Genomic DNA, 25,811 nt, shown 5'->3' on the forward strand with positions numbered 1-25,811 from the left:
CTGGGGGTGAGGAGAGTGGTACGGGCGGAACGGGCGGGAGGTCAGCCGAAGAGGGCCTGGCCCCACCACTCGCCGGGCTTGCGGACGCCCGCGGGGCAGGCGAAGTGGGCGGAACCGACGTGCTGGATGTACTCGTTCAGCTTGTCGGAGGCCGCCAGCCGCTGCTGCAGCGGGACGAACGCCTTGCGGGTGTCCCGCTGGTAGGCCAGGAAGAACAGGCCCGCGTCCAGCCGGCCGAGGCCGTCGGTGCCGTCGGTGAAGGAGAAGCCGCGGCGCAGGATCATCAGGCCGTCGTTGGTCTCCGGGTGGGCCAGCCGGACATGGGCGTCGGCGGGCATCGCCTTGAGGTCCGGGGCGTCGTGCTCCTTGGTCCGCCCGTACGCGGCGCCCTCGCCCTTGGTGCGGCCGAAGACGTCCTCCTGCTCCTTGAGCGAGGTGCGGTCCCAGGTCTCGATGTGCATCCGGATCCGGCGGGCCACCAGGTAGGAGCCGCCGGTCATCCAGTCCGGGCCCTCGCCGGGCGCGGCCCAGACGTGCTCGGCGAGCTTCGCGGTGTCGGTGCCGGCGATGTTGTGGGTGCCGTCCTTGAACCCCATCATGTTGCGCGGGGTCTGCGCGTCCGGGGTGGTGGACGAGGTCTTGCCGAAACCCAGCTGCGACCAGCGGATGTTGACGGTACCCATGCCGATCCGGGCCAGGTTGCGGATCGCGTGGACCGCCACCTGCGGGTCGTCCGCGCAGGCCTGGACGCACAGGTCGCCGCCGCTGCGCTGCGGGTCGAGGTTGTCGCCCTTGAACTTCGGGAGGTCGATCAGGGCCTCGGGCCGCCGGGCCTTGAGGCCGAAGCGGTCCACGCCGTCCTTCTCGAACAGGCTCGGACCGAAGCCGATGGTGAGGGTGAGCCGGGAGGCCGGCAGGCCCAGGGCCTCGCCGGTGTCGTCCGGCGGCGCCTCCGGCAGACCGCTGGCGGCGCCGCTGCCGACCTCGCGGCCGCCCGTCATCGCGGCGGCGGCCTTGGTCCACTCCTTCAGCATCCGGACCAGCGAGTCGCGGGTCGCGGTCGACGAGATGTCGAACGCCGCGAAGTGCAGCCGGTCCTGGACGGGGGTGGCGATGCCCGACTGGTGGTCGCCGAAGAACGGGATGTCCGCGGTGGCGGCGGGCGCGGCCGGGGTGTCGTCGTCCTGGCGGGTCGCGGCGGCGACCGAGCCGACACCGGCGGCGCCCAGCGCGACCCCGGCACCGGCCCAGCCGATGACGGCGCGGCGGCTGACCGGGGCGCGGCCGGCCGACGCCTCCGCGGTGGCGTCGGCGGTGGCGGCCGACGTCGCGTTCTGCTGCTGGTTCTCGGCGTCCATGGGCGGGTGGACCCTTCTCTGTGCTGAACTCACGGATGCCGCGGCGGCCGCTGGGGCCGCCACGGCGGAGTACCGGATGTGGTGCGCGGTGCGGGGTCCGGTGCGCGCGCCGCGGACGGCCGCGCGCGCCGGACTGCGCTTGTTACTTGACGACCACGGCGGCGGCGAGCTTCGACAGGGGCTCGCCGAGGGAGTTGACGGCGTCGGAGAAGGTCTTGCGCTCGGCGTCGGTGACCTTGTCGTAGGAGGTGTAGCTGCCGTCGGCCTGCTTGTACTTGGCGAGCAGGGTCTGGATGGCGGCGAACTCGGAGTCCAGGGTCTTGGCGAGCTCGGCGTCCTTCTCGGCGGCGACGGGCTTGAGCAGCTCGTAGGCCTTCTTCGCGCCCTCGACGTTGGCGGCGAAGTCGGCGAGGTCGGTGTGGCTGTAGCGGTCCTCCTCGCCGGTGACCTTGCCGGTGGCGACCTCGTCGAGGAGCTCCTTGGCGCCGTTGGCCATGCTGGTGGCGGTGATCTCGGCCTCGGGGATCTTCTTCTGCCAGTCCTTGAGGTCGGCGACCAGCTGGTCGGCGAGCTTCTTCTCGGCGTCGCCGATCACGGCGTCCGCCCAGAGGGACTTCTCCAGCTTGTGCCAGCCGGTCCACTCCTGGCCGGGCTCCAGGCCGTCCTCGCGGGTGTCGGTCTTGGGGTCGACGTCGCCGAAGCTCTCGGCGACGGGCTCGGTGCGCTCCCAGCCGGTGCGCGAGGGCGCGAAGAGGGACTTGGCCTTGTCCAGGTCGCCGGCGTTGATCGCGGCGGCGAAGGCCTCGACGGCCGGGATGGTGGCGTCGGCCTGCTCCTGGGCGTACGTGCGGTAGGCGTCGACGGCCGCGGTCAGGCGGGGGTCGGCGGGGGCGGCGGAGCTGTCGCCGGTGACGGTGATCTTCTGGCGGATGCCGTCGCCGACCATGCCCGGCTTGCAGGCGACCTCGTAGGTGCCGGCCTTGATCTCGGCGGTGATGGTGGCCTTGGTGCCGGGGCCGATGTTCTCGCGCTCGGTGACGATCTTGTCGTAGCGCATGGCGTAGACGTAGACCTCGGTGACCTTGGATCCCTTGTTGGCGATGTCGATGCTGACGTGACCGGCCGGGAACGTGGTCTTCGAGACCTCGCAGGCGGTGTCGGTGGCGTTGACCTTGACGGCGTCGGCCGCGGTCTTGTCGTCCTTCTTCTGCGAGCAGCCGGCCAGCGCGGCGGTCGCCACGGCGAGGGTGAGCAGTGTGGCTGCGGTGGAACGACGGGCGGACATGCGGGCTCCAGCGGTCAGGACAGGGCGTTTCAGGGCAGGGCTGAGCGCGGACGAGGGGCAACGACGCCGCCGGTGCCCCCGTCCACTTAGCTAAGGCATACCTTAGGGATATCGGTTTTTGCCGTCTACACCGGGGTCGGTCACGAAACGGTGCAGGTGGGACAAGGGCTCCGGTGCCCCGATGGTCGGTCCACCGACGATTTCCGGCCACACGTGACTCGGCCGGAGGTGGCGTCGATGGCAAAGAAGTGGTAAAGGGGCACGCACCGGTGGGTGCGCGCCCCTGGGGGAGGTCGTCGAGGACCGCCGCGGTCAGCCCGTCGGGGTGCGCCGCGCGGCGGCCCTGGCCGTCCAGCGGCCGTCCTGGCGGGTGATCCGGATCGGGTGGCCGAAGGTCGCGCTCACCAGCTCGGTGGTCATCACCTCGTCCACCGGGCCGGCCGCGACCGTCTCCCCGGCCCGCAGCAGCAGCGCGTGCGTGGTGGACTCCGGCAGCTCCTCCAGGTGGTGGGTGACCAGGACGCTCGCCAGCTCCGGGTGCTGATGGCGGAGCAGGTCCAGGCTGTCCAGCAGCAGTTCCCGGGCGGTCAGGTCGAGCCCGGTGGCGGGCTCGTCGAGCAGCAGCAGCCGCGGACTGGGCATCAGGGCCCGGGCGATCAGCGCCCGGCCGCGCTCCCCCTGGGAGAGCGTCGTCCACGGGGACTCCGCGGCCTCCGTCATTCCCAGCGTCCCGATCAGCAGCTCGGCCCGCTCCAGCTCCTCCGGGGCGGGCTTGCGGTGCAGATCCGGCTCGATCGTGTTGGTGACGCCGGTGAGGACCACCTCGCGCACGGTCAGCGGCGAGCGCAGCGGGTGGCGCGGATTGACGTGGCCGAGGTGGGCGCGCAGCTCGCGGATGTCGACCCGGCCGAGCCGGCGGCCGAGCACGTCCACCTCGCCCCGGGTGGGGTGGGAGACGGCGCCGAGCAGCGCGAGCAGGGTCGACTTGCCGGCGCCGTTCGGGCCGATCAGGGCCCAGTGCTCGCCGGGGTGGATGTCGAGGTCGATCCCGCGCAGCAGGTGGCGACCGTCCCGGACGACGTCCACGGCCCGGGTGCGCAGCAGCGGGGCCGGCGGCTCCGCGGGCGAGCCGGTGGCCGGGGCGTCGGCGGCTCGGGCGGCGGTGGCCTCCGAAACGGTGGCGGGCGGGCGCGGGGCGGACGTGCTCATGCGGGCGGGCCTCCTGGACTCCTCCGGTGCTGGGCAGGGTCGCGGTCGCGGGCGCGGCGCCGCACCGGACGGGCCGCCGCCGACCGTCCGCGTGCAGAGTACAACCGTCGGTCCGGACGACGGGTCCGGTGTCCGAGCCGTGGACGGCCGCCCGGCGCGGGCGCCGTGCGTACCCCCCGTTTCCCCGGCGGCAGTTGGGGCCAGGATCGGTGCGCGAACCGTGGAACCGGATCGGACCGGCGGCTCGTGGAAGCGGTGCGGACACCACGTGCGGGTGGAGGGGACGGGTCGATGACAGGAACGGACACACCGCCGGAACTCGGTACCGGACGCGCCGGGACGCTGCCCGGACGCTTCGAGGAGCACGCCCGCGCCACGCCGGAAGCGGTCGCCCTGCGCTGGGCCGGCACGGAGCTCCGCTACGGCGAACTCGACGCCAGGGCCGACCGGCTGGCCCACCACCTGGTCGGGCGCGGGCTCCGGCCCGGCCGGCTGGCGGCGGTGGCGCTCGGCCGCGGTGTCGAGGTGTACGTCGCCCTGCTCGCCGTGCTCAAGACCGGCGCCGCGTACCTCCCGCTGGAGCCCGGCGCCCCGGACCCGCTGCTGCGGCACGTGCTCGCCGAGGCCGCGCCGGACCTGGTCGTCACCGAGGAGGCGCACCGGATCCGGCTGACCGACGCCGGGGCCCGGGAGCTGGTCTGCGTCGACGCGGCCGGGGCCGCCCCGGCGACGCGACCCGCCGGCCCGCACCCCGTCGGCCCGCCCCCGGCCGAGCTCGACCCGGACGGCCTCGCGGTGGTCCTCACCACCTCCGGCACCACCGGCGCGCCGCGCTGCGCCGGGCTCTCGCACCGCAATCTGCTCGCCGCCCACCACGGCTGGCGCACCGTCTACGGCATCACTCCCGCCGACCGGATCCTCAGCACGGCGAGCCTGGAGTTCGACGTGTTCACCGCCGACTGGGTGCGCGCGCTCTGCTCCGGCGCGACGCTGGTGGTCGCCCCGCGCAACCTCACCCTGGACCGGGCCGCCGAGATCGCCGACCTCCCGCCGCTGATCGCCGCCGAGCGGATCACCCTGCTGGAGCTGAACACCCGCACCGCGCGCCGACTGACCGCCCTCCTGGCACCGACCGCCGGGGGCCGCCCGTTCGCCGGGGTGCGGGTGCTGACCGTCGGCGCCGAGAAGTGGTGGCTGGACGAGCACCTGGCACTGCAGCGGCTGGTCGGCCGGCCGACCCGGGTGATCAATGTCTACGGGCTGGCCGAAGCCTCGGTGGACAGCACCTGGTTCGAGGTCCGGGGCCTCGACGAGGTGCCCGGCGGCGCGGCGCTGTCGGTGGTCGGACTGCCGTTCCCCGGCGCCCGGGTGTACGTGCTCGACCCGGACGGCACCCCGCTGCCGGACGGCGCGGTCGGCGAGATCGCCCTCGCCGGGCCGGGCCTCGGCCCCGGCTACCCCGGCCGCCCCGAGGAGACGGCCCGCCGGTTCGTCCGCAGCGGGCACGACCCGGACGGCCGGGTCCTGCTCACCGGCGACCTCGGCCGGATCGCGGAGGGCGGCGCGCTGGAGTTCGTCGGCCGGGCGGCGGGCGTGCTCGGACCGACCGACGCCCGGGTCTCCGCCGCCGCGGCCGGGACGGTGTCCCGGGCGGCCCGCGCCGAGGCCCGGCTGCGCGCCCGCCCCGGGATCCGGGAGGCGGCCGTCGCCGTGGTGGAGGTGGCTCCCGGTCGGCGCGAGCTGGTCGGTTACGCCGTCACCGTGCCCGGCGCCCCGGACACCGACGGCTGGTCGCTGACGGCCGCGCTCTCGGCCTCGCTGCCGGCCGGGGAGGCGCCCGCCGCCGTGGTCCCGGTGCCCGAACTGCCGCGCACCCGGGCCGGCAAGCTCGACCGGGACGCGCTGCCGCTGCCCGCGCCGGGCGACCGCACGCCGCCCCGCCGGTCGGGCGGCGGGAAGGGCCACCGGGGCAAGGGCGGCGGGGGCGGGCGGTCCGGGGGCGTCGCGGAGTCGGAGTCCTTCCTCGGGTGCGGCACGGTCGCCGTCGGGGTGCCGTCGGCCGCCGCCGCCGCGCTGCTCACGGACAAGCTCTGGCCGGGCTCGACGGACGTCTCGGCGGTGCCGGCCCCGTACGACACCCTGTTCCGTGTGCTCTACCTCTTCGAGTGGGCCGCGTTCGGGCTCGGGGTGGCCTGGCTGCTCTTCGGGGCCGTGGTGACGGCCCGGCAGCGACGGCCCGCCGGTCTGTCGGTGGCCGCGCACCTGGCGGTGTTCTGGCTGCTGGCCTCCTGGTGGCCGCAGGACAACCTGTACCGGACCACCCGCCCGGCGGACTGGTCCGCCCAGAGCTGGCTGGTCTTCGTGTTCAACGTCGCGCTGATGGTCTCGGCCGCGATCGTGGTCCGGTTCCTGACCTGGCAGCCGAGGGTGCGCAAGCGGCTGTGAGCAGGCCGGGCCCGGGGCTCGGGGACTTGAGCGGCTCGCGGGACCTGGGCGGCTCGCGGGACTTGAGCGGCTCGGGGGACCTGGACGGCTCGGGGGAACGGCTCAGCGCAGAGCCTCGAACATCCGGCCCAGCGCGTGGTGGGCCGCCCCGAGCAGGGCCTCCGCGCCGTCCAGCGCCTCGACGCTCCGGGCGGCGAGCGCCAGGCCGACGACCGGGTCCGGCTCGTGCCCGGCCGTCACGATCAGCGGCAGCAGGGTCGCGCCGAGCCGCGCGCAGGCCGGGCGCAGCCGGTCCAGGTGGCCGTGCAGCGCCTCCTGGGAGAGCCGGGCGCCGAGCGGCATCGCGTCCAGGGTGCGGAGCAGGTGGCCGGGACCGCGCACCTGGTCCAGCCGGTGGCGCAGGACGAAGGCGATCGCCGGCCCGGTGAGCCGCAGATTGGCCTCGGTCGGGGCGAGCCGGCGTTCCCGGTCGGTGACGAAGTCCACGTCGTACCAGCCGCGGTGGCCGGCCTCGGCCAGCCGCTCCCCCACCGCGAGGCCGAAGCGTTCGGCGGTCGCGGCGGCGCCGGACGGGACCACGCCCGGACCGACCGTCACCCCCTGGTAGCTGGTCCCGTCGACCGCCATCTCGCCGACGCCGACCGGGTGGACCCGGCCGTCGGCGCCGATCACCGCGTCGAAGGTGAGGTCGCGCAGCCGGCCGGTGCCGGCCGGGCCACCGTCCACGTACTCCTCCAGCAGCAGCGGGCCGCCGGGCGGCAGGACGTCCTCGCGCACCAGCCGGCGCAGCAGCGCCCGGGCGCCGCCGGCCGCCGACAGCTCCTCGGGGGTGACCACCACGGTTCCGTAACCACCCACTCCGTGCGGGGACTTGAGCACCGTGGCGAGGCCCCGGGCGGCGCGGGCGGCCAGGAGCCGGGCGGCGGCCCGGGGGCCGTCGGCGGGCTCCTGTCGGGGCACTCGCACACCGGGGTGGTCCTGGGCGAGCGCGGTGAAGAGGCCGTGCGCGGCGTCCTTGGCCTCGTAGCGGCGGACGGCCGCGAGTTCCGGACCCTGGCCCCGGTCGGGGGTGCGGCCCCAGAACAGCACGGGTTCGGGGCCGGTGGCGAGCCGTTCGGCGAGCGCGGGGCGGGCGGCGAGGGCCTCGGCGACCGTGCCGCCGGGGGCGAGGCCGTCGAACAGCTCGACCGGGCCCCAGTCGAGTTCGCGGGCGAGCCAGTCGATCCAGGCCCGGTCGACCTCCGCCGGCAGGACCAGCGCGGCGGGTTCGGGGCTGTAGCCGACGGCCAGTCCGGCGTAGTGGTGCGCCCGGCGGAGGCGGTCGGCGCGCCGCTCGGCGGCGGACGGTTCGGCGGCGGACCTGCCCGACCCGAACCCCCTGACGGTGAACCGCCTGCCGGAGGAGGGTTCGTGGAGGAACTGCTCGTTGAAGTCGGCCACGTTGCCGACGTGCACCGCACGACGTCCGCCGGTCCAGGCCCCCACCCATCCGTCCATCCCGCGAGCGTACGGCACGGGGACCGTGCGGCGCGGGTTCCGACGGCCCCGGCCCAAGCGTGAACAGACAAGTCGAAAACGATCACATTTGATCAGTACAGGACACGAATTGGCAAAGTTCTGACGTTCGCTCTAGCCGTGGATGACTGCGCACCGTCAATCTCGGTCGCAGCTCTCATCCCTGCATCACGCAGCATCCCCGACTGGAGTCAGAGTGAGCCCCACCTCCTCTTCTCGCCGCTTCCTCGCGGCCGGAGCCATAGCGGCCACCGCCGCCCTCGTCGCCGCCACCGTCACCGCCGGGACCGCGTCCGCCGCCCCCACCGGCCGCGACGCGGCGATCGCACAGGCCCGGGCCAACGTCGCCCACAACGCGTCGGTCTTCGGCTTCGCCGACGGCCAGGACCTCCTGGTCAAGGACGTCGTGCTGGACGCCGACGGCACCCAGCACGTCCGCTTCGACCGCACCTACCTCGGCCTGCCCGTGGTCGGCGGCGACCTGGTGGTCCACCAGGACTCCCGCGGCCGGCTCAAGGACTCCTCCCGCGCGGCCGCCCACGACGCCGCCGTGCGCACCATCGTCCCCAAGGTCCCCGCCCAGCTCACCGCCGGCCGCGCGCTGGAGGCCGCACCCGGCGTCGGCAACGCCACCAGCAGCCCCGAGCTCGTCGTCTGGGCCGCCGACGGCACCCCGCGCCTCGCCTGGCGCACCACCGTCGAGGGCACCGGCGACCACGGCCAGCCGGCCGGCCGGATCGTCGTCACCGACGCCGACACCGGTGCGCAGATCGAGGCCTACGACGCCGAGCACCAGGCCACCGGCACCGGGCACTCCGAGTACACCGGTGACATCACCATCGACACCACCGCGCAGACCGGCGGCTTCTCGCTGAAGGACCCGACGCGCGGCCACATCACCAAGGACGCCCACAACGTCTCCGCCGGCTCGCTCAACGCGAACTCCGGCACCCTCTTCACCGACACCGACAACGTCTGGGGCGACGGGAAGAAGTTCTCCACCGACCGCGCCACCGCGGCCGTCGACGCCCACGCCAACACCGCCTGGACGTACGACTACTACAAGAACACCTTCGGCCGCAGCGGCATCAAGAACGACGGCAAGGGCGCCACCGTCTTCGTCCACGTCGGCACCAACTGGGACAACGCCCAGTGGTCCGACAGCTGCTTCTGCATGATGACCGGCGACGGCGACGGCGTCACCGACCCGGAGCAGGTCGACCTCGACACCATGGGCCACGAGATGACCCACGGCGTCACCAGCGCCACCGCCAACCTGCGCTACAGCGGCGAGTCCGGCGGCCTCAACGAGTCCACCTCGGACATCTTCGGCACCATGGTCGAGTTCTACGCCAACAACGCGGTGGACAAGGGCGACTACCTGTTCAGCGACCAGTCCACCCCGCCGTGGCTGCGCCGCTTCGACAAGCCCTCGCTGGACGGCCGGTCCGCCGACTGCTGGACCAGCAAGGTCGGCCAGCTCGACGTGCACAACTCCTCGGGCGTCGGCAACCACTGGTTCTACCTCGCGAGCGAGGGCAGCGGCGCCAAGACCCTCAACGGCGTCAGCTACAACAGCCCGACCTGCAACGGTTCGACGGTCACCGGCATCGGCAACCAGAAGATCGCCAAGATCTGGTACCGCGCGCTGACGGTCTACATGACCTCCACCACCAACTACAAGGGCGCGCGGGCCGCGTCGCTGAGCGCCGCGAAGGACCTCTACGGCGCCACCAGCACCGAGTACAAGGCCGTCGCGGCCGCCTGGAGCGCCGTCTCGGTCTCCTGACCGCGGCGCCCGCACCACGGCCCGTCACCCCCGTCGCGGGGGTGGCGGGCCGTCGGTCGCTCCGGTGGGCGGGGCCGACGGGCGATCCGGTGGGCCGGCCGGGCCGGGCCGTCAGTCGCTCCGGCGGGCCGGGCCGGGCCGTCAGCCGCCGAGGACGCGGACCGGTGCCCCGGCCAGGAAGGCCGCGATGTCCTCCACCGCCTCGCCGTAGTAGCGCCGGTAGTTGTCCCGCGACACGTACCCCAGGTGCGGGGTGGCCAGCAGCCGGGGCGCCGTCCGCATCGGGTGGTCCGCGGGCAGCGGCTCCTGGTCGAACACGTCCACCGCCGCCCCCGCGATCCGCCCCGCCGACAGCGCCGCCAGCAGCGCCTCCTGGTCCACGATCGCCGCCCGGGAGGTGTTGACCAGGTACGCGTCCGGCCGCATCAGCGCGAGTTCGGGCGCGCCGAGAAGCCCCCGGGTGCGCGCGCCGAGCGCGAGGTGCACGGAGACGAAGTCGCTCTCCCGCAGCAGTTCCTCCTTCGACCCGGCCCGGCGCACGCCCACCTCGGCCGCCCGCTCCCCGGTGAGGTTGCTGCTCCAGGCCACCACGTCCATGTCGAAGGCCAGCCCCACCCGGGCGACCCGGGCACCGATCTTCCCCAGCCCCAGCAGGCCCAGCCGGCGCCCCGCCAGATCCGCGCCCACCGTGCTCTGCCACGGCCCGCCGCTCCGCAGCGCCGTGCTCTCCTCGACCAGCCCGCGGGCCAGCCCCAGCAGCAGCGCCCAGGTCAGCTCCACCGGCGGCGTCGACGAACTCGCCGTCCCGCACACGGTGACCCCGTGGGCGCGGGCCGCCGCGTGGTCGATCACCGAGTTCCGCATCCCCGAGGCGACCAGCAGCCGCAGCCGGGGCAGCCGCTCGAAGACCTCCGCCGGAAAGGCGATCCGCTCGCGCAGCGTCACCACGATGTCGAAGTCGGCTACCGTCGCGACGAGTTCCGCCACCGAGGCCGGATGCTCGCGGAACGGCACGACCTCGACCCGGTCGGCCACCGGGGACCAGTCGGCGACGGTGGTGGCGACGCCCTGGAAGTCGTCGAGTACGGCGCAGCGGAGTCTCATGCCCCGCACTCTTCCAGATCGGCCCCGGACCGCCGGGCCCAGCTCCCCCGTCCCCGCCGTTACCCGGCCGGGACACCCCCGGAGGCGGTCCGGCGCCCCGGTGTGAGAGGGTCGGCGGCCGGACGGAGGAGGCGCCGATGCGGGTGAGTGGGACCGGGGACGCGGGGAGCCGGGACGCGGGGAGCCGGGACGAGAGAGGTCGCCGGGACGCGGCGGGGGCCGGCGGGAGGGTCCTGGTCGTCGACGACGACGCGGCGATCCGCCGCGGGCTGGAGCGCGGTCTGCGGCTGAGCGGCTTCTCGGTGGCCCTCGCCGAGGACGGCCGGGCGGCGCTGGCCCGGATGGCCACCGAACCGCCGGACGTGCTGGTGCTCGACGTGTCGATGCCCGGCGTCAGCGGCGTCGAGGTCTGCCGCCACCTGCGCGCCCGGGGCGACGACCTCCCGGTGCTGATGCTGTCCGCCCTCGACGAGGCCGCCGACCGGGTCGCCGGGCTCCAGGCGGGCGCCGACGACTACCTGGTCAAGCCGTTCGCCCTGGAGGAACTCGTGCTGCGGCTGCGGGCCCTGCTCCGCCGCCGGCCGCCGCAGCCGGACGACCGGGTGCTCGCCGGACCGCTCAGCCTCGACCCCGGCACCCGTCAGGCCCAGCTGGACGGCGAGGAACTCTCCCTCACCAGAAGGGAGTTCGAACTGCTCACGCACCTGGCCCGGAACGCCGGCCTGGTGCTCTCGCGCGAACTGCTGCTGGAACGCGTCTGGGGCTACGACGTCGAGGTGCGCAGCGACGCCGTCGACACCTTCGTCAGCTACCTGCGGCGCAAGACCGAGGCCGGCGGGCGGCCCCGGCTGATCCACACCGTCCGGGGCGTCGGCTTCGTACTGCGCACACCCGACCGCACACCCGACGGCACACCCGACGGCTCGCGGCAGGCCCCGCGATGAGGCTCTCCACCCGGATCGCGCTCTGGGCGGCGGCCGTGGTGCCGCTGCTGGTGGTGCTCGCGGGCCTGCTGCTGCTGCCGCTGGTCGGCCGGGACCTGCGGCACCAGCAGGACGCCCGGCTCGACGAGCGGGCGGCCGCGCTGCTGCCGAGCGTCCGGGCGCTGGTGGCCGCCGACAGCAAGGGCCGGCCGAAGGTGGAGCAGAACCAGCAGCGCAAGGTGGTGGACGCCGCCCTGGACCTGGGCGTGCGGGTGACCGGCACGGACGGCGACGTCCTGCTGTCCGTCGGCCCGCAGCCGGACGGGCCGGGCGCCCTCCCGAGCGAGCCGGGCGGCGGGCCGGTCACGGTCCGGGACCGGGGCGGCTCCTGGCGGGTCCTCACCAGGGCGGTCGGCGGGAACGGCAAGGCCAGCGGCTCCGGCCTGCTGCAGGTGATCGCCCCCACCGGGCCGGCGGACCGGCAGGCCGCAGCGGTGCGACGGCGCGTCCTGCTCGTCGCCCTGGTCTCGGCCCCGGTCTCCGCGCTGCTCGCCTTCGCGCTCGCCGAGCGGGCCACCGCCCCGCTGCGCCGGCTCAGCCGCCGGGCGGCCGGACTGGACCCGGCGGCGACACCCGGCGCTCCCGGATCCCCCGGCGCTCCTGGATCCCCCGGCTCCTCGGGCGGTCACGGGTTCGTGCCCGAGCGGACCGGCACCGCCGAGGTCGACGAGCTGTCCTCGGCCCTCGTGCTGCTCCTCACCCGCTACGACGAGCAGGCCCGACGGACGGCCCAGGCGCTGGACACCGCCCGGGCGTTCTCCGCCGACGCCTCGCACGAGCTGCGCACCCCGCTGATGAGCCTGCGCACCAATCTCGACGTCCTGGCCGCCCACCCGGACCTGCCCGCCGCCGACCGGGAGGAGGTCGTGGCGGAGCTGCGGCAGGACCACGCCCGGCTGCTCGACCTGCTCACCGCGCTCAGCGCCCTGGCCCGGGGGGACCTGGTCCAGCTGGACGCGTTCCAGCCGCTCGACCTCGCCGAACTCGTCGACGCGGCGGCCGAGGAGGCCCGCCGCCGCCACCCCGGCACGGTGTTCGCCGTGCACGCCCCGGCCGAACTGCGGCTGTTCGGCTGGGAGTCCGGGCTGCGGATCATGCTCGCCAACCTCCTCGGCAACGCGGCCGTGCACGGCCGCGCCGACGGCGTCCCGGCCCGCGTCACCGTCCGGCTCGCCACCGAGGGCGCGCAGGCCCGGCTGACCGTGGACGACAGCGGCCCCGGCGTCCCGCCGGAGGACCGGGCGGCGGTGTTCCAGCGCTTCCACCGCCGCCGGGACAGCCCCGGTTCGGGCCTAGGGCTCACCCTGGTCGCCCAGCAGGCCGCGCTGCACCGCGGCACCGTCGCCCTCGCCGCACCGCCCGACGGCACCGGCTGCCGGGCCGAGGTCACCCTCCCGCTCCCCCGCCCGGACGCCCCGACCCTCGAACTCCCGGCCCGCCGGGACTGGCTCACCGGCTCCGGCCACTGAGCCGGCCCGGGGTGCCGGCGGCCCCCGGGGCGGCAGTTCCACAGGGTTTCCACAAGAAGGCGTCCTACCGTCCGACTCGACCGCACCGGGCCGTCAGGGTCCGGGTTCGGGTCGAGGAGAGGACGTCACATGCCCGCAGTCAACCGCCTTCCCTCCGGTCGCCGGTCCGGCGCGCTCGGTGCCCTCGCCCTGGCCGGCGCGCTGCTGGCCGTCGCGCCCGCCGCCCAGGCGGCCCCGGCGGCCCCGAGCTCCGGCCCGGCCGCAGCCACCTCGCCGACCGCCCTGCCCACACCGACCGGTGACGGGGCCAAGAGCATCTGCAAGCGCCTGCCGAGCACCGAGGGGCATCTCACCAACGCGCTGAACCGGCTCAACGGGGACGCCACCGTGGCCGGCTCCGTCGCCCGGCTGGAGCAGCGGGTCGCCAACGCCAAGGCCGCCGGTCACACCGAGGTCGAGACCTACCTCAACGGCCGGCTGACCGCGCGCAAGGCCCTGGTCGGCACCCTGAAGTCCCGGCAGGACGACCTCAAGTCCGTGGCCACCTGGTGCGCCGCCCACGGCAAGGGCACCGGCAAGTGACCCGCCGCGCCGCCGGAGCGGTGCTCGCCGCCGTCCTCCTGGCCGGAGCGGCGCTGCTCACCGGCTGCGGCCCCGTGGTCACCCACGGACCGGCCTCCCCCGGCGCGGCCGACAGCGCGCCGCCCGCGGACCTGCAGCAGAAGCTGGACGCCGCCGAGAGCGCCGCCGCGGCGGCCGACGCCGACACGGCGGCCGAGAACGGCTGATCCGGTCGCGCGGGCAGCGGCGGCGGTGGGGGTGTGTCGGACCAGTCGTGGGGGCCGGTCCGACACACCCCCGCCGCCGCTGGACGGCGCCGTTGGACGGCGTCGGTCGACGCCGCCGCTCCCCGCCGCCGGTCTCAGTGCCTGCGGCGGGGCCGCCACCGCGGCCAAGGGGCGGGCGGCTCCTCCGGCCCCGGCAGCCGGGCCGCCAGCTCCCCGTAGCCCTGCTGCTCCAGCTGCCGCCTGAGCTCGGCCACCTCGTCCGGACGGCGCGAGGAAGCCGTCCTGATCGCCTCCTGGAGCGCCGTTCCGTGGTCGACCGGGTCCAGGTACTGGAGGAACTCGGCGATGTCCTCCGGAGGCCGGTAGCGGCACACGCTCACCGTCATCGCACGGCTGAACTCCGCCGGCAGCTCGGCCTCGACCAGGCTCACCACCGCCCGGGCGATCTCCGCGCCGCTCCTGTCCCGGGAGGAGAACGCGGAGGCCAGCATCGTCACGCTCCCCGACCGGCCGATCAGCAGCAGGCCCCCGATCACCCCGGCCACCGAGCCGCCCGCCAGCACCCGACCGGCCAGCAGCTCCGCCGTTTCGTTCGCGTGCCCGGCGGGACCCCGGTCCGTCGGTCCGTCGACCGGCAACGGGGCCTCCAGCAGCGCGGCGACCCGGTCGGCGTGCTCGTCGGCGAGGACGTGGTCGACGATCCGCTCCGCGTCCGGCAGCCGCCCGTTCGCCCGCAGGGCCCGGAGGACCAGGGCGAGTTCCGCCGGGGGCCGGGCTGCCGCGAGGATCTGCCACAGTTCGGCCCGCCGGTCCGCCGCCACCGGCCGGAACGCCGTGCCGTGCCGCACCGGCAGCAGTGGCAGGTCCGCCAGCGCGGCCAGCAGAGCGACCACGTCCTCGGGCTCCCGGTACAGCACCGCCGCCGCCAGGGCCGCCCTGGTCGGCCCGCCCCGGGCGGCGCGGTCGGCGAGTTCCCCGACCGGGCCGTCCGCCCCGGCCGCCCACAGCAGGTGGGCGCGGTGGAGCTCGGGGGCCGTCCGGTGCAACTGCCGGTACCAGGCCACGACGGGCGAGTCCGGCGGGGCCTCGTCGACCAGGACGGCCGCGTACCGGAACCAGCCGCGCTCGTTCAGCTCTGCCCAGAAAGCGGCGATGTCGGACCTCCGCGCGTGCACCCGGAGCACGGGCAGCCCGACCTGCTCGGCGCCGTGACGGCGCAGGTGGGCGAGGATGCCGTCGGCCTGCGGGGCCGACAGCTCCGGGGCCAGCGTGTCCATCGCGACGCCGCGCACCTCCTCGCCCCGCGCGTCCAGCGCCGTGAACAGCCGGTCGATCTCCTCCTCGGACCCGGTCCAGCGAGCGGCCCCCAGCAGGGCACCGGCGAAGAAGCCCTGCCGCCCGGCCAGCAGCTCCACCAGCAGTTCCGCGAACCGGTCCGGCGCCGTCGCCCGCGCGAGGTGCTCCACGAACCGCTGGATCGCCTGCCCCTTCCTCGGCCGCTCCAGCCGGAAGTTGGCCAGCACCTCGGCGACCTCCCGGACGGGCCGCCCGGCCGCCGCCCGGCACAGCACCTCGAACGCCTCGTCCTCCCGGAGGGCCTCCAGCAGGCCGACGACGACCGGGGCCGGCTGGGAGTGGCCCAGCCGCCCCAGCAGGGCGGCGGCCTCCTGCGCGCCGCCGGTCCGGCGGAGTTCCGCGAGCAGGGCGCGGAACTCCGCGACCGCGACGGGCGGACCGGCCGGGAAGACGCCCAACAGGTAGGACGTGCCAGGTGCGGAACCCTTCGCCCGGGCGGCCGAGAACAGCCTGGCGGCATGCACCCGGACGGCCTCGACCAGCCGCTCGCCGGGCGTCCGGTCCGCGGAGTCCCGGTAGCCCAGGGCCTCGACCAGGGCGCCGGCCCGCTCCACCGGTCCGGTGGCGAGGACGGTGCCGAACAGCTCGGTGAGGTCGACCGCCGCCGCGACGCGCGGCCCCAAGTCGTCGAGGGCGAGGACCAGTTCGGCCACCTCGTCGGGCGGGCGGAGCCGGGCCGCCCGGAGCAGGACGTCCCGGACCTGGCCGGCCGGGACCTGGGCGGCGGACGGGCGGGCCGTCGGGCCCCCGCTCCGAGCCGGTGCGGCCAGCAGGTCAAGGAGCTGCGGCAGCGGCAGCTCCACGGCCGGGTCGGCGGGGCGCCCACCTGGCCGGGGCACGGGGGCGGGGGTGGGGAGTTCGGGGGCGGGGCCGGGGAGTTCGGGGGCGGGGCCGGGGAGTTCGGGGGCGGGGCCGGGGAGTTCGGGGGCGGGGCCGGGGACGGGAACGAGCACGGAAGCGGGTTCCGACGGCACCGGCACCGACACCGGCGCCGCCACCGGAACCGCCGCGCTCCGGTCGGGCCCGAGCCGGTCGCGCAGCAGCCGTTCCCCGGCCCGCCGGTCACCGGCCCGCAGTTCGGCCCGCAGCGCGGTCAGCTCCGCGGGCCCGTACTCGGCGACGACGGCCCGCGCCAGCGGGTCCCCCAGGGAAGCGAACCGCTCCTCGCCGCAGGCCTCCAGCAACTCGGCGAGCCGGCCCGGCTCCCGGCGCAGCGCGAGGATCCGGTGCACGAGCACATCGCGCGCCGCCGACGGCATCCGCGCCAGCACGGTCAGCAGGTCCACCGTCGACCGGTCGCGGACCAGGGCGTCCCGGAGCCGGGCCGCGACGGCGGACAGGCGCCGCTGCTCCAGCGCCGCGAGCAGCGACCCCACCCCCTCCGCCGGGTACCCCCCGCCCAGCGCCGACACGGCGGCCGTGACCGGGTCGCGGTCCGTCCGCCCCTCGGTCGGGAGTTCCCAGACCCGGACAAGGACGTGCGCCGCCCGCTCCGGCGGCGCCCCGCACAGCACCTGGAGGAAAGGGGCGAGCAGGTTGTCCGGGCCGTGACCGCAGAGCAGGACGGCCAGCTCCCCCACCTCCTTGGGCACCATGAGGCCGGCCGCGAGCCGTACGACGGCGACCGCGTCCTCGTCGGGACCGGCGCTCTCGTGGCCGTCGCCGTCCGACAGACTCTGCAGCAATCCGTGCAGAGCGCGCGGTTCCTGCCGGGCGCACTCCTCGTGGAACAGGTCGAGGTACCGCGACATCCCGGCCTCGCGGAGCAGCCCCGGCAGGCTCCGTACGTCGCGGTGCCCGGCCAGCAGGGTCCGGACGACGGCCGTCGCGTCCCGCTCCAGACCGCCCCGCCCCCCGGTGGACCGAAGCCAGGAGCCAACCGCCTCCGCCGACCACTCCGCCATCGCCGCGAGCGCCGTCGCCCTGGCCTCGCCCGCCCCGGCCCGGGACAGCACCACGAGGAAGCCGTCCACCGACCGGGCCCCGAGCCTGGCCACCGTCGCCCGCACCAGCCGCCGGACCTCCGCCGGCTGTTCCGCCGCCTCCAGCGCGGCCAGCAGCGGCGGCAGTTCCTCCACCGGCCGCGGTTCGTCGGACACCCGCGCCGCCTCGGCGGCGAGTCCGGCCCGGTGCAGCTCCACGACGCACGCCGCCCAGGCGTCCGCCGGCAGGGCCGCCAGGGCGCGGAGCAGGGTCGACCGCAGGGCGTCGACCGTCTCCGCCGGCAGTCCGGCAGTCGCTGTCGGTGCCTCGGTTTCAGCGGCTCCGGTGGTTTCGGCAGGTACGGCGAGTCCGGCCAACCCCGCTAGCAGGACAGGCAGTTCGAGCGCCGGACGGACGGCCGCTCCGGTCAGGAGTCGGTGCGAGACGCCTCCGCGGCCGGCTCCGCAAAGGGCGCCGACCAGTTCCAGCAGCAGCGCGACGGGGCGGGACCGGGCCGCCGCCTCCCACATCGCGGCGACCGCCGTGGTGGGCAACCCACGGGTGTGGTCGAGCAGTTCGTCCGTCGGACCGAGTACGGCGTACTCCTCCAGGAGCTCCGTGCGCTCGGAGGTCCGGTACTGGTGGACGGCACGGCCCAGGAGAGCGCGGAGGCCCGGGTCGGCCGCCGGCTCCTCCGTCGTCGGCGCTTCGTCCTCGACCGGCACGGGGGCCGGCTCCAGCAGCGGTCCCGCGACCACGAACTCCGCCTGGTCGGCGTCGGTGAGGACGCGGACCTCCTGGGCGGGGCCCGACTTGCCGTGCTCGGTGTGGAGCGCTGCGATCCGGCTCTGGACTGCTTCGCCCAGCCGGTCCAGGGTCAGCGGACCCTCGTGCGTGCGCAGCACCTGCCGGACGGCGTGCGAGAACAGACTGAACGAGTCGCTCCCCGCAGAGACGAAGTGCGCGTACCCGCCTGGTGCGCAGGCGTAGAGGCGAGCAACCTTCCGGACCCGGACGGCTTTGGCCATCCTCCTCGACAGGGCGACCACTCCGCCCATGGTGCCGTCGCCGACCGCCTCCCGGCAGGCATCGACGAGGAACAGCACCGTCGCGGCAGCGGTGTCGTCGACCTCCTGGCTCCAGTCGATGGCGACGCAGCCCTTCCAGGGCGGCTTCCGGAAACGGTGCAGGTCCTCCGGCACCAGGTAGTCCACGCCCCGGGCGTGCAGTCCGTGACCGCTCAGGCAGATCAGCAGCGTCTCGCCCGGTGGCGCTTCCTCCAGGAAACGGGTGACCTCACCGTGCACGAAGTTCCAGCCGATCCGTTCGCCCACCCCGGGCCGCTCGACCCGGAAACCGCGCGCCGTCAGGGCCTCGTCGAGCCGCTCCAGATCCTCGGGGACGAAGGGCAACGAGTCGAACCCCACCCGCGCGTAATCGCTGGCACCGATCAGAAGTGCGGCGAACCCGCCCATCCCGTCCCGCTAGTTGCCGAAGACGAAGGTGATCCCACGGGTGCCCTGGACCTGGGAGCTGCCGACCAGCTGGACGCCGCCCGAGGCTGAGACCTGGAAGCTCAGCTGGACTTCCTTGAGCGGCAACGGGCCGCCGCGGTCGGCGATCTGCTCGAACAGCGTCTGGAGCGCGTCGACCGTCTCGGCGAGGTTCGAGCGCAGCGCCCCGAGCGGCACCCGGCGCAGCACGGCCTCACGGTCGCGCCGGAAGACGCCCATCGTGTCGCCGTCCTCCTCCTCGTCCTCGGTCACCCAGAACACCAGGGAATCCAAGGACTCCACCTCGTCCGCCACTTCTCCCCCACCCCACGCGATCCGCGCCCCAGGCCGACTCCGGTGTGATCCACCGCACGGCGAGGATAGCCCCCGGAGGCCGGTGATTGAAGTCGATCCGCCGATTGATCACGGGTGTTGAGGATGAGTCGGACGAGGTTGCCGTGACCCCTGTGACGACCACCGATCCGCCGTCGGCCGACCACGGCCGGCCGACGGCGCGGAGCCTCCCCGCCCCGGCGGTCCGATTCAGGCGTCGTACTGGTAACCGATGGTGACTCGCGTCGGCACCACCCAGAGGCCGAACTCGATCACCCCCTCGTCGTCCGACCAACGATGCACCCCACCCAGCACCGGCGCCCCCAGTCGGAGACCCAGGGCGGACGCTTCCCGGGCATCGCACTCCCGGGCGTGCATGTCGTCCCGGGCGTGGGTGATGCTTCGACCGGTTGCTTCCAGGATCTTCGACGTGAGCCCTGCGTTCTTGCCGGGTGCGGTGGAGAGCAAGTCCGGCACCTGGGCGGCGAAGTGTGCCGGGTGCCAGGTCACGACCAGCATGGTCCGGGTCCTCCCCCGCCCCACGATGAACTCGCGCCTGACAAGCTGGTCACCCGGGTCGAGGTTGAAGATGTCCTGCACGTACAGAGGCGGAACGACCAGCTCGGCGGCCGTCACTCGACTGGTCTCGCCCTCCATCAGGCTGCTCCGGAGCCGCTGAACCATGGACAGGCGGTCCGGTCCGGCAGCGGTCACCGTGGCGTCGTCCGCCACGAAGGTGCCCCGGGGGCTCGTCCTGATCAGCCCTTCCACAATCAGCTGGTTGAGGGCCCTGCTGACAGTGGCCGCCGCGACGTTCCAGCGCTGACACATCTCCCTGTTGGTCGGGAGCTTCTCGCCGGACACAAGATCGCCCGCAAGTATCGCCTGCCGATAGTGGTCTGCGATTGCGGTGAACGCCTTCGGGCCGGCCATGTACCACTCCTCTGTTGAGGTGACGGGCAGTCATGAGCACACTAGTGCACTGACATTCATGTCACCAGCACTACTTGCCGTCCTACCGTCTGTCCTAGAACACAGACCGAGTGTTCCAGGGAGGCTCCCACCACTGGCCTGCCCCTGCGTTCACCCGCACAAGATCCAAGGAGTCACTGTGCCCGTAGAAGCCGTCGAGCCCGTCCGGGCCACCAGGCCGTTCGGTCTCACGAGGGCCGTTCCGGTCGTCCCGGTCAGGGACGAGATCCTCCACACCCTGACCCTCTGCCCGGAGCGTCAGGTCAGCATCACCCCGGACCACGAGGTCTTCGTCCACGCGCCGTCGATGACGACGCAGGGGACGGGCCAGACGACGTACGTCACGACGACCGACCACCAGACGTGGAACGACAACGACACCGTTCCGACCGTCGACCAGTGATCCGACCCGACAGGAGCCCTGAACCGTGACCGTCCTGGTGCTGACTGCCGATCTCGACCCCACGGCCGATCTGGTGATCGTCGAGCTGAACCGGCGAGGAGTCCCGGTCGTGCGGATCGACCCCGGCGACTTTCCTGCGAAGCTGTCGCTCACGGCCGTGAGCGACAGTCGGGGATGGCGTGGAGCGGTATGCGGTCAGCACCAGGACCTGTCCGTGACCGAGGTCCGCTCCGTGTACTACCGTCGCCCTTCGGAGCACCGCCTTCCGGACGCGTTGGACAAGTCCGACCACGAGTGGTCCCGAGCGGAGGCAGTAGCGGGCTTCGGCGGCGTGTTGGCCTCTCTGAACTGTGTGTGGGTCAACCATCCCCACGCCAACCGGCGAGCGGCGCTCAAGCCGCTCGCACTCGCCGAGGCTGTCCGTGCCGGACTCGCCGTTCCGAGGACTCTGATCACCAGCGAACCGGAACAGGCCCGGAGCTTCGTCCGCCGGCTCCCACGTGGGCTCGCGGCTTACAAGCCGCTGGGCAGCACCATGCCACCGCAGACCGGCGACGATCGGACTGTCCTCTGGACCAACCGTGTGACCGCCGACGAGATCACGACAGCAGTGTGGTTCACCGCTCACCAGTTCCAGGAGTGGATCGACAAGGCGTACGAAGTGCGGTTGACGGTGGTCGGCGACGAGCTGTTCGCGGCGGAGATCCACGCCGGGTCGGAGGCGTCCCGGGTCGACTTCCGGACCGATTACGACAGCCTGAGGTACGCGGTGTGCGACGTACCCGAAGGTGTCGCCGACGGGGTCCGTTCGTTGATGGCGGTCTTCGGACTCCGCTACGCGGCACTGGACTTCCTCGTTGACAACGACGGGGCGTGGTTCTTCGTGGACCTCAACCCCAACGGCCAGTTCGGCTTCGTCCCGGACCTCCGGGACCCGATCGCCACGGCTCTTGCGAACCTTCTCGAAGGAGTTCCCCGTTGAACCCTGTCCCGACCGCGCCGGCCGGTCTTCGCCGCAAGCTGGCCGACCACCTTCGGAGCACCGGTGCCGTCAAGTCCGACCAGTGGTACGAGGCGTTCGCCGCGGTACCGCGAGAGGCGTTCGTCGGGGCCTTCACCGTCGGTACGCGGCACGGCCCCGTTCATCTGACGCCCGAGGATCCTCGGTGGCTGAGCACGGTCTACTCCGACGACTCCCTGCTGACCCGGTTCGACGCGGCGGGAGTCCCGACCAGTTCGTCGACGCTGCCCACCCTCATGGCGTTGATGCTCGAAGCCCTGGACGTGGCCGACGGCAACAGGGTGCTCGAAGTCGCCACCGGCACCGGGTACAACGCCGCGCTTCTGAGCCACCGGGTCGGCGACGGGAACGTGACGACGATCGAGGTCGACCCGGAGCTGGCCCGTGCCGCCGAACGGCGGCTCGCCGGGGCGGGCTACCGTCCCACGGTCCTTGCCGGGGACGGGCGGGCGGGTCACCCCGACGGGGGGCCGTACGACCGGTTGATTGCCACCTGCGGCTTCACCGGCGTCCCGCCCGCCTGGTTGGAGCAGGTGACTCCTGGGGGCATCATCGTCTGCCCGGTCGGCGGCGGTGTCGTCCGCCTTGTGGTCCGGAAGGCCGGAACGGCAGCCGGGGCGTTTCTGCCGGATGCGGCCTTCTTCATGCCCGTGCGCGGCATCGGGGAGAACGGGACGACCCCTGTTCCTCCGCCGCTGCCGGACAACTGCAGTTCCCGCCCGTGCTACGTGGAACCCGCCGATCTCCTGGACGACGGTATCCACTTCCTTCTGAACCTGGCCGTACCCCGGGCCATGACTCGCTTCATCCACGACGCCGCCGGGGAGGTCGCTGCCGTGAACATGTGGCAACCGGACGGCGCCTGGGCGGAGCTGCGGCACGGCATCGCCCGACAGGCCGGCCCCCGAAGGATTCTGGACGCGGTGGAGACCGCGATCATCGCCCACAAGGCCGCAGGCCGTCCGCCGCGCGAACGCTACCGGCTCAGGGTCGACGCGGGTCGGCAGTGGGTTTCGGTCGCGGACAGCGACGGCCCCACTTGGGAGTTGGGCTGACCGCACGGCAGGCCGCTCGGCCGGGGGATCCCGGCCGAGCGGCCGGTGATGATGCGGACCCGGAAAATCGATCACAGCATCACCCAGGCCCTGGCTCGATTGTCGAGCAATCACTCACGCCACAACGGCCACCGCCCCCAGGGTCGCGAAGACCTTCGTTGCGGCGGTGGGGGCGGTGAAGAAGATTCCGTCCGGGAGGCGTCGAACGCGCGGGCGTCGGGGGCCGATGTCGTTCCCGGTGACTTGCGTACGGGGGAATTCTTCTCCGGGGATTCGGGACGGATCGGACGATCGGCCGTTCCGGCCTCGCCCCCCCCGAAATGGCGCGCCCCGACGAAGGCCCCCGCCGGAGCATTCCGGCGGGGGCCCGGACCGGCCGCCGGGCGGGCAGGCGGGCTACGGTGCGGACGTCACTTGCCGCACCAGCCCGGGCCCTTGCCCCACCAGGTGCCGGAGTTGTAGTCCCGGCCGCCGTAGTAGATGCACTGCCCGGGTGCGTAGAGGTAGGCCGTGGCGTAATAGCTGAGGCTCCGGTACTCCTCCTGCCTTCCGCTGCCGTCGCCGAAGGTCAGGTAGGCGCCGGTCAGCGTCGGAGTGCCGACCTTGGAGTTCTTGATGGTGGCGACGCAGTTCTTGCCGGTCGCGCTGCTGTAGGTCAGGTAGACCGTCGAAGTGCCGCCCGGCAGATCGAAGGAATCCTTCACGACGTAGCTCGCCCCGCAGGCGGTCTGCGGGGTGTAGGCGGTGACGGCCGCTTCGGCGGTCGCGGGGACCGCGAACAGCACCGAACCGGCCGCCACGGCGAGGGCCGCCGTGCGCGCGTAGTTCCTACCGAACATCCTGGACTCCTTCGTGCGACGCGAACTCCTGGAAACCGACGTGCCGGGCCATGACAACAGTCGACCTCCCGCAATCGCCGATACTCTCTGCACGATGTCCGGAACCGGATCGAGGACGGTCCGGTTCCGCCCCGAAATTGTCGGCGAATACCGGAAGTGGAACCGGAACCGCCCGACCCGGCATTCTCTCGATTTCCGGGAATCACCGAGGATTTCCGAGATGCCTGACGCGGACCCGGATCCGCGACCGGGTCGACGAATTCCGGGAGTCGGCCGAGCGTCCCGCACGGGCGGCGGCTACTGGCGGGCGGTGAGCCAGCCGGAGAGTTCGGCGGGACGGTTGGTGATGATGCCGTCCACTCCTGCCGCGTCGAGGGCCTTCCAGCGGGCGGGTGCGTCGACCGTCCAGACGTTGACGGCGACACCTGCGGCGTGCAGCGCGGGCACCACCTCGGGGCGGGCGGCGAGGGCGGCGTCGGCGGGGTTGTAGGCGGTCAGGCCGAGGTCGCGGGCGACGGCGACCGGGTCGGCGTCGAGGGAGGAGCGCAGCAGGCCGAGGGGCAGTTCGGGGGCCAGTTCGCGGGTGTGGCGCAGGGCGTCGGTCTCGAAGCTCTGGACGAAGACCCGGCCGGACATGCCCCGGTCGCGGATGTCCTTGACGATCCGGGCCACCTCGTCGCGGGTGTGCGGGCCCTTGATCTCCAGCAGCAGGCTGCCGCCGCGGGTGCGGAGGTCGTCGAGCTGGGCGGCCAGGGTCGGCACGCGGGCGCCGGCCGTGGTCGGGGCGAACCAGGCGCCGGCGTCCAGCGCGGCCAGCTGGGCGGCCGTCAGGTCGCGGACGCGGCCGGTACCGTTGGTGGTGCGGTCCACCGTGTCGTCGTGCAGGACGTGGGGGACGCCGTCCTTGCTGGGCTGGACGTCGTTCTCGATCCAGTCCGCGCCGGCGCGCCGGGCGACCTCGTCGGACAGCAGGGTGTTCTCGGGGGCGGCGGAGGAGGCGCCGCGGTGGGCGAGGACGGTGAGCGGCGCGCCGGGCTGCCGGAGGAAGGCGCCGGGGGCGAGGGCGGTGACCTTGAGGTCGTCGAAGGAGACCTGAGCGCCGTTGACCAGCAGGGCCTGACCGCCGTCCGCGCTCCGGGCGACCTGGGTGGTGCGCATGACCTCGCGGCCGTCGAAGATCCAGCGGGCCGCGCCGCCGTGCACCTCGACGGCGAGCCGGACGTCCCGGCCGGTGCCCGCCGCGGCGGGCGCGACGGCGGTGTCGGTGACGTTCCAGGCGTCGGCGGGGGTGCGCCGGGCGAACTCCAGGCCGTTGGCGGCGGTGCTGCCGGAGCGCACGGTGGCGATCGACCACGGGGTGGCGCCGTTCGCCGGGACGTCCAGGCCGAGGGCGGTCCAGCGGGCGGCGTCGACGACGCTGTCGAAGCGGGCGGTCACTTCGAGACGGAAGTCGGTGAGGTGGCGGCCGAAGGTGATCCGGGTCTGCTGGTTCCAGTCGGTGGAGGTGCCGACCAGGCGGCCGTTCGCGATCCGCCAGGCCCCCTCGACGGCCGTCCAGCCGGCGGGCAGGGCGGGGCCGTCGAAGTGCTCGTCGACCACGACGTCACCGGGTGCGGCAGCTGCGACGGCGGCCGGGACGGCGCCGGGAGCGGCGGAGGCGGCGTGCGGGGCCGTCAGCGCGACGGTGCCGAGGCCCAGCGCGGCGGCGAGCAGCGCGGCGAGCGGGCCGGAACGGGCAGCGTGGGCGGAACGGGCGGTACGTCCGTTCCGCGGCCCGTCCGGGCCGGCGGAGTGACTGCTGATCATGCGCGGCACGCTAGGGGATCCCGACCCGGAGCGGAAGCCACGCCGTACGAACGACCGGCCGAACAAGCGGGTGGGGACGAGGCGGTGTCACCCCGTCGGTGGGGCTTGGCGGCCGGGGGCGAGGTGCCGGGCGAGGGTGGCCAGGGCCTCGGTGACGGCGTGCAGGGCCTCCGGGTCGGGGGCGGTGCCGTCCGGTCCGGCGAGGGCGACCGCGAGGGCGTCGTCGACGGTGGCGGTCCGGACCTCGGCGACCCGGGCCGAGGGTTCGACGGCGGGCCGGACGAGCCGTCGGCGGCCGTCGGCGGGGTCGGGCTCGGTCAGGACCGAGCCCGCCTCCACCAACCGGGCGACGGCGGTGGAGACCTGACTCTGCGGCAGGCCGGTGCGGGCGGCGATCTCGCCGACGGTCGTGCCCGGGCTGGCGACGATCTCGCCCAGCGTGACCAGGACCGATCGGACCGAGCCGCGCGAACCGGTGGCCGGTTCGGGCATGGCCTGCTCGCCGATCTTCATCAGCGTGCGGCCCAGGAGGAACAGCTCGACTCCGTTCATGGCCGCCAGGCTACATCGGCTTCGATGCATTGAAGGCGATGCATTGAATTGGATGCATCTCTATTGATGCATCTAAACAGATGCTCTAGTGTCGGTCGGGCCGGGCGAACACC

20 protein-coding genes are annotated in these 25,811 nt (G+C 74.1%); 9 read left to right on the forward strand and 11 right to left on the reverse strand.

Translation table 11 applies throughout. From position 1 onward, the window contains the following. Positions 1-41 precede the first annotated feature (41 nt). From efeB to ACW14Y_RS05755, 3 genes are all read right to left on the reverse strand, one after another. Complete coding sequence (gene efeB / locus ACW14Y_RS05745) at positions 42-1,358, reverse strand: iron uptake transporter deferrochelatase/peroxidase subunit (RefSeq protein WP_402725482.1); 1,317 nt, start codon at positions 1,356-1,358, stop codon at positions 42-44. 142 nt (positions 1,359-1,500) lie between these two features. After that, positions 1,501-2,643, reverse strand: a complete 1,143-nt coding sequence (efeO, locus tag ACW14Y_RS05750) for an iron uptake system protein EfeO (protein ID WP_456986096.1) — start codon at positions 2,641-2,643, stop codon at positions 1,501-1,503. A gap of 312 nt (positions 2,644-2,955) precedes the next feature. Beyond that, the gene (locus ACW14Y_RS05755) at positions 2,956-3,852 is read right to left on the reverse strand and encodes an ABC transporter ATP-binding protein (protein WP_380311343.1); all 897 of its coding nucleotides are present in this window, start codon (positions 3,850-3,852) and stop codon (positions 2,956-2,958) included. Between the two features lie 291 nt (positions 3,853-4,143). Here ACW14Y_RS05755 and ACW14Y_RS05760 point away from each other — a divergent pair, with 291 nt between their 5' ends. Continuing rightward, positions 4,144-6,297 (forward strand): AMP-binding protein, encoded by a 2,154-nt coding sequence (locus ACW14Y_RS05760; RefSeq protein WP_456986097.1) that lies wholly within the window; start codon positions 4,144-4,146, stop codon positions 6,295-6,297. A gap of 102 nt (positions 6,298-6,399) precedes the next feature. On the opposite strand, the gene ACW14Y_RS05765 is transcribed toward ACW14Y_RS05760, so the two are convergent. Then, on the reverse strand, positions 6,400-7,794 hold the full coding sequence (locus tag ACW14Y_RS05765; RefSeq protein ID WP_456986098.1) for a hypothetical protein: 1,395 nt from the start codon (positions 7,792-7,794) through the stop codon (positions 6,400-6,402). 214 nt (positions 7,795-8,008) lie between these two features. Between ACW14Y_RS05765 and ACW14Y_RS05770 the strand changes: the two genes are divergently transcribed. Then, complete coding sequence (locus ACW14Y_RS05770) at positions 8,009-9,601, forward strand: M4 family metallopeptidase (protein ID WP_380311337.1); 1,593 nt, start codon at positions 8,009-8,011, stop codon at positions 9,599-9,601. A 141-nt stretch (positions 9,602-9,742) separates the two neighbouring features. Here the strand turns inward: ACW14Y_RS05770 and ACW14Y_RS05775 are convergent, their stop codons facing one another. Beyond that, positions 9,743-10,705 carry a D-2-hydroxyacid dehydrogenase family protein gene (locus ACW14Y_RS05775; protein ID WP_380443405.1) on the reverse strand — a complete coding sequence of 321 codons (963 nt, stop codon included), beginning with the start codon at positions 10,703-10,705 and terminating at the stop codon, positions 9,743-9,745. A gap of 137 nt (positions 10,706-10,842) precedes the next feature. Between ACW14Y_RS05775 and ACW14Y_RS05780 the strand changes: the two genes are divergently transcribed. The 4 genes from ACW14Y_RS05780 (at position 10,843) to ACW14Y_RS05795 (ending at position 13,945) form a co-directional block, all read left to right on the forward strand. Further along, entirely contained in the window at positions 10,843-11,649 is an 807-nt protein-coding gene (locus tag ACW14Y_RS05780; protein ID WP_456986099.1) for a response regulator transcription factor, read from the forward strand. Further along, positions 11,646-13,157: a sensor histidine kinase gene (locus tag ACW14Y_RS05785; RefSeq protein ID WP_456986100.1), complete on the forward strand. Its 1,512-nt coding sequence runs from the start codon at positions 11,646-11,648 to the stop codon at positions 13,155-13,157. Before ACW14Y_RS05780 ends, ACW14Y_RS05785 begins: the two co-directional genes overlap by 4 nt. 129 nt (positions 13,158-13,286) lie before the next feature. Next, on the forward strand, positions 13,287-13,739 hold the full coding sequence (locus ACW14Y_RS05790) for a hypothetical protein (protein WP_380311329.1): 453 nt from the start codon (positions 13,287-13,289) through the stop codon (positions 13,737-13,739). Continuing rightward, entirely contained in the window at positions 13,736-13,945 is a 210-nt protein-coding gene (locus ACW14Y_RS05795; RefSeq protein WP_380311327.1) for a hypothetical protein, read from the forward strand. The genes ACW14Y_RS05790 and ACW14Y_RS05795 overlap by 4 nt, the downstream gene beginning before the upstream one ends. Before the next feature lie 134 nt (positions 13,946-14,079). On the opposite strand, the gene ACW14Y_RS05800 is transcribed toward ACW14Y_RS05795, so the two are convergent. The 3 genes from ACW14Y_RS05800 to ACW14Y_RS05810 all read right to left on the reverse strand — a co-directional run bounded on the left by ACW14Y_RS05800 (position 14,080) and on the right by ACW14Y_RS05810 (position 19,983). Further along, positions 14,080-18,699, reverse strand: coding sequence for a caspase family protein (locus ACW14Y_RS05800; protein ID WP_456986101.1), 4,620 nt, complete (start codon positions 18,697-18,699; stop codon positions 14,080-14,082). 9 nt (positions 18,700-18,708) lie between these two features. Beyond that, positions 18,709-19,011 carry a Pepco domain-containing protein gene (locus tag ACW14Y_RS05805; RefSeq protein ID WP_149030562.1) on the reverse strand — a complete coding sequence of 101 codons (303 nt, stop codon included), beginning with the start codon at positions 19,009-19,011 and terminating at the stop codon, positions 18,709-18,711. 249 nt (positions 19,012-19,260) lie between these two features. Continuing rightward, entirely contained in the window at positions 19,261-19,983 is a 723-nt protein-coding gene (locus tag ACW14Y_RS05810) for a GntR family transcriptional regulator (protein ID WP_456986102.1), read from the reverse strand. A 178-nt stretch (positions 19,984-20,161) separates the two neighbouring features. Between ACW14Y_RS05810 and tgmA the strand changes: the two genes are divergently transcribed. Genes tgmA through ACW14Y_RS05825 form a run of 3 tightly spaced genes read left to right on the forward strand, consistent with a single transcriptional unit; the run spans position 20,162 to position 22,501 of the window. Beyond that, complete coding sequence (tgmA, locus tag ACW14Y_RS05815; RefSeq protein ID WP_456986103.1) at positions 20,162-20,425, forward strand: putative ATP-grasp-modified RiPP; 264 nt, start codon at positions 20,162-20,164, stop codon at positions 20,423-20,425. A 25-nt stretch (positions 20,426-20,450) separates the two neighbouring features. Continuing rightward, on the forward strand, positions 20,451-21,407 hold the full coding sequence (gene tgmB / locus ACW14Y_RS05820) for an ATP-grasp ribosomal peptide maturase (RefSeq protein WP_456986104.1): 957 nt from the start codon (positions 20,451-20,453) through the stop codon (positions 21,405-21,407). After that, complete coding sequence (locus ACW14Y_RS05825; RefSeq protein ID WP_456986105.1) at positions 21,404-22,501, forward strand: methyltransferase domain-containing protein; 1,098 nt, start codon at positions 21,404-21,406, stop codon at positions 22,499-22,501. Before tgmB ends, ACW14Y_RS05825 begins: the two co-directional genes overlap by 4 nt. A 410-nt stretch (positions 22,502-22,911) precedes the next feature. Here the strand turns inward: ACW14Y_RS05825 and ACW14Y_RS05830 are convergent, their stop codons facing one another. From ACW14Y_RS05830 to ACW14Y_RS05840, 3 genes are all read right to left on the reverse strand, one after another. Next, the gene (locus ACW14Y_RS05830) at positions 22,912-23,340 is read right to left on the reverse strand and encodes a spore-associated protein A (RefSeq protein ID WP_380443937.1); all 429 of its coding nucleotides are present in this window, start codon (positions 23,338-23,340) and stop codon (positions 22,912-22,914) included. A gap of 297 nt (positions 23,341-23,637) precedes the next feature. After that, entirely contained in the window at positions 23,638-25,146 is a 1,509-nt protein-coding gene (locus ACW14Y_RS05835; protein ID WP_380311060.1) for a glycerophosphodiester phosphodiesterase, read from the reverse strand. Positions 25,147-25,233: 87 nt separating this feature from the next. Next, complete coding sequence (locus ACW14Y_RS05840) at positions 25,234-25,698, reverse strand: MarR family transcriptional regulator (protein WP_456986106.1); 465 nt, start codon at positions 25,696-25,698, stop codon at positions 25,234-25,236. Between the last annotated feature and the right edge of the window lie 113 nt (positions 25,699-25,811).

The organism is Kitasatospora sp. cg17-2 (assembly GCF_054031055.1).

Coding starts and splice junctions, on each gene's coding strand:
- ACW14Y_RS05760 (WP_456986097.1), top strand. CDS start 4,144: ATGACAGGAACGGACACACCGCCGGAACTCGGTACCGGACGCGCCGGG.
- ACW14Y_RS05780 (WP_456986099.1), top strand. CDS start 10,843: ATGCGGGTGAGTGGGACCGGGGACGCGGGGAGCCGGGACGCGGGGAGC.
- efeO (WP_456986096.1), bottom strand. CDS start 2,643: ATGTCCGCCCGTCGTTCCACCGCAGCCACACTGCTCACCCTCGCCGTG.
- ACW14Y_RS05790 (WP_380311329.1), top strand. CDS start 13,287: ATGCCCGCAGTCAACCGCCTTCCCTCCGGTCGCCGGTCCGGCGCGCTC.
- ACW14Y_RS05755 (WP_380311343.1), bottom strand. CDS start 3,852: ATGAGCACGTCCGCCCCGCGCCCGCCCGCCACCGTTTCGGAGGCCACC.
- efeB (WP_402725482.1), bottom strand. CDS start 1,358: ATGGACGCCGAGAACCAGCAGCAGAACGCGACGTCGGCCGCCACCGCC.
- ACW14Y_RS05785 (WP_456986100.1), top strand. CDS start 11,646: ATGAGGCTCTCCACCCGGATCGCGCTCTGGGCGGCGGCCGTGGTGCCG.
- ACW14Y_RS05775 (WP_380443405.1), bottom strand. CDS start 10,705: ATGAGACTCCGCTGCGCCGTACTCGACGACTTCCAGGGCGTCGCCACC.
- ACW14Y_RS05840 (WP_456986106.1), bottom strand. CDS start 25,698: ATGAACGGAGTCGAGCTGTTCCTCCTGGGCCGCACGCTGATGAAGATC.
- ACW14Y_RS05810 (WP_456986102.1), bottom strand. CDS start 19,983: ATGGCCGGCCCGAAGGCGTTCACCGCAATCGCAGACCACTATCGGCAG.
- ACW14Y_RS05830 (WP_380443937.1), bottom strand. CDS start 23,340: ATGTTCGGTAGGAACTACGCGCGCACGGCGGCCCTCGCCGTGGCGGCC.
- ACW14Y_RS05765 (WP_456986098.1), bottom strand. CDS start 7,794: ATGGACGGATGGGTGGGGGCCTGGACCGGCGGACGTCGTGCGGTGCAC.
- ACW14Y_RS05800 (WP_456986101.1), bottom strand. CDS start 18,699: ATGGGCGGGTTCGCCGCACTTCTGATCGGTGCCAGCGATTACGCGCGG.
- ACW14Y_RS05835 (WP_380311060.1), bottom strand. CDS start 25,146: ATGATCAGCAGTCACTCCGCCGGCCCGGACGGGCCGCGGAACGGACGT.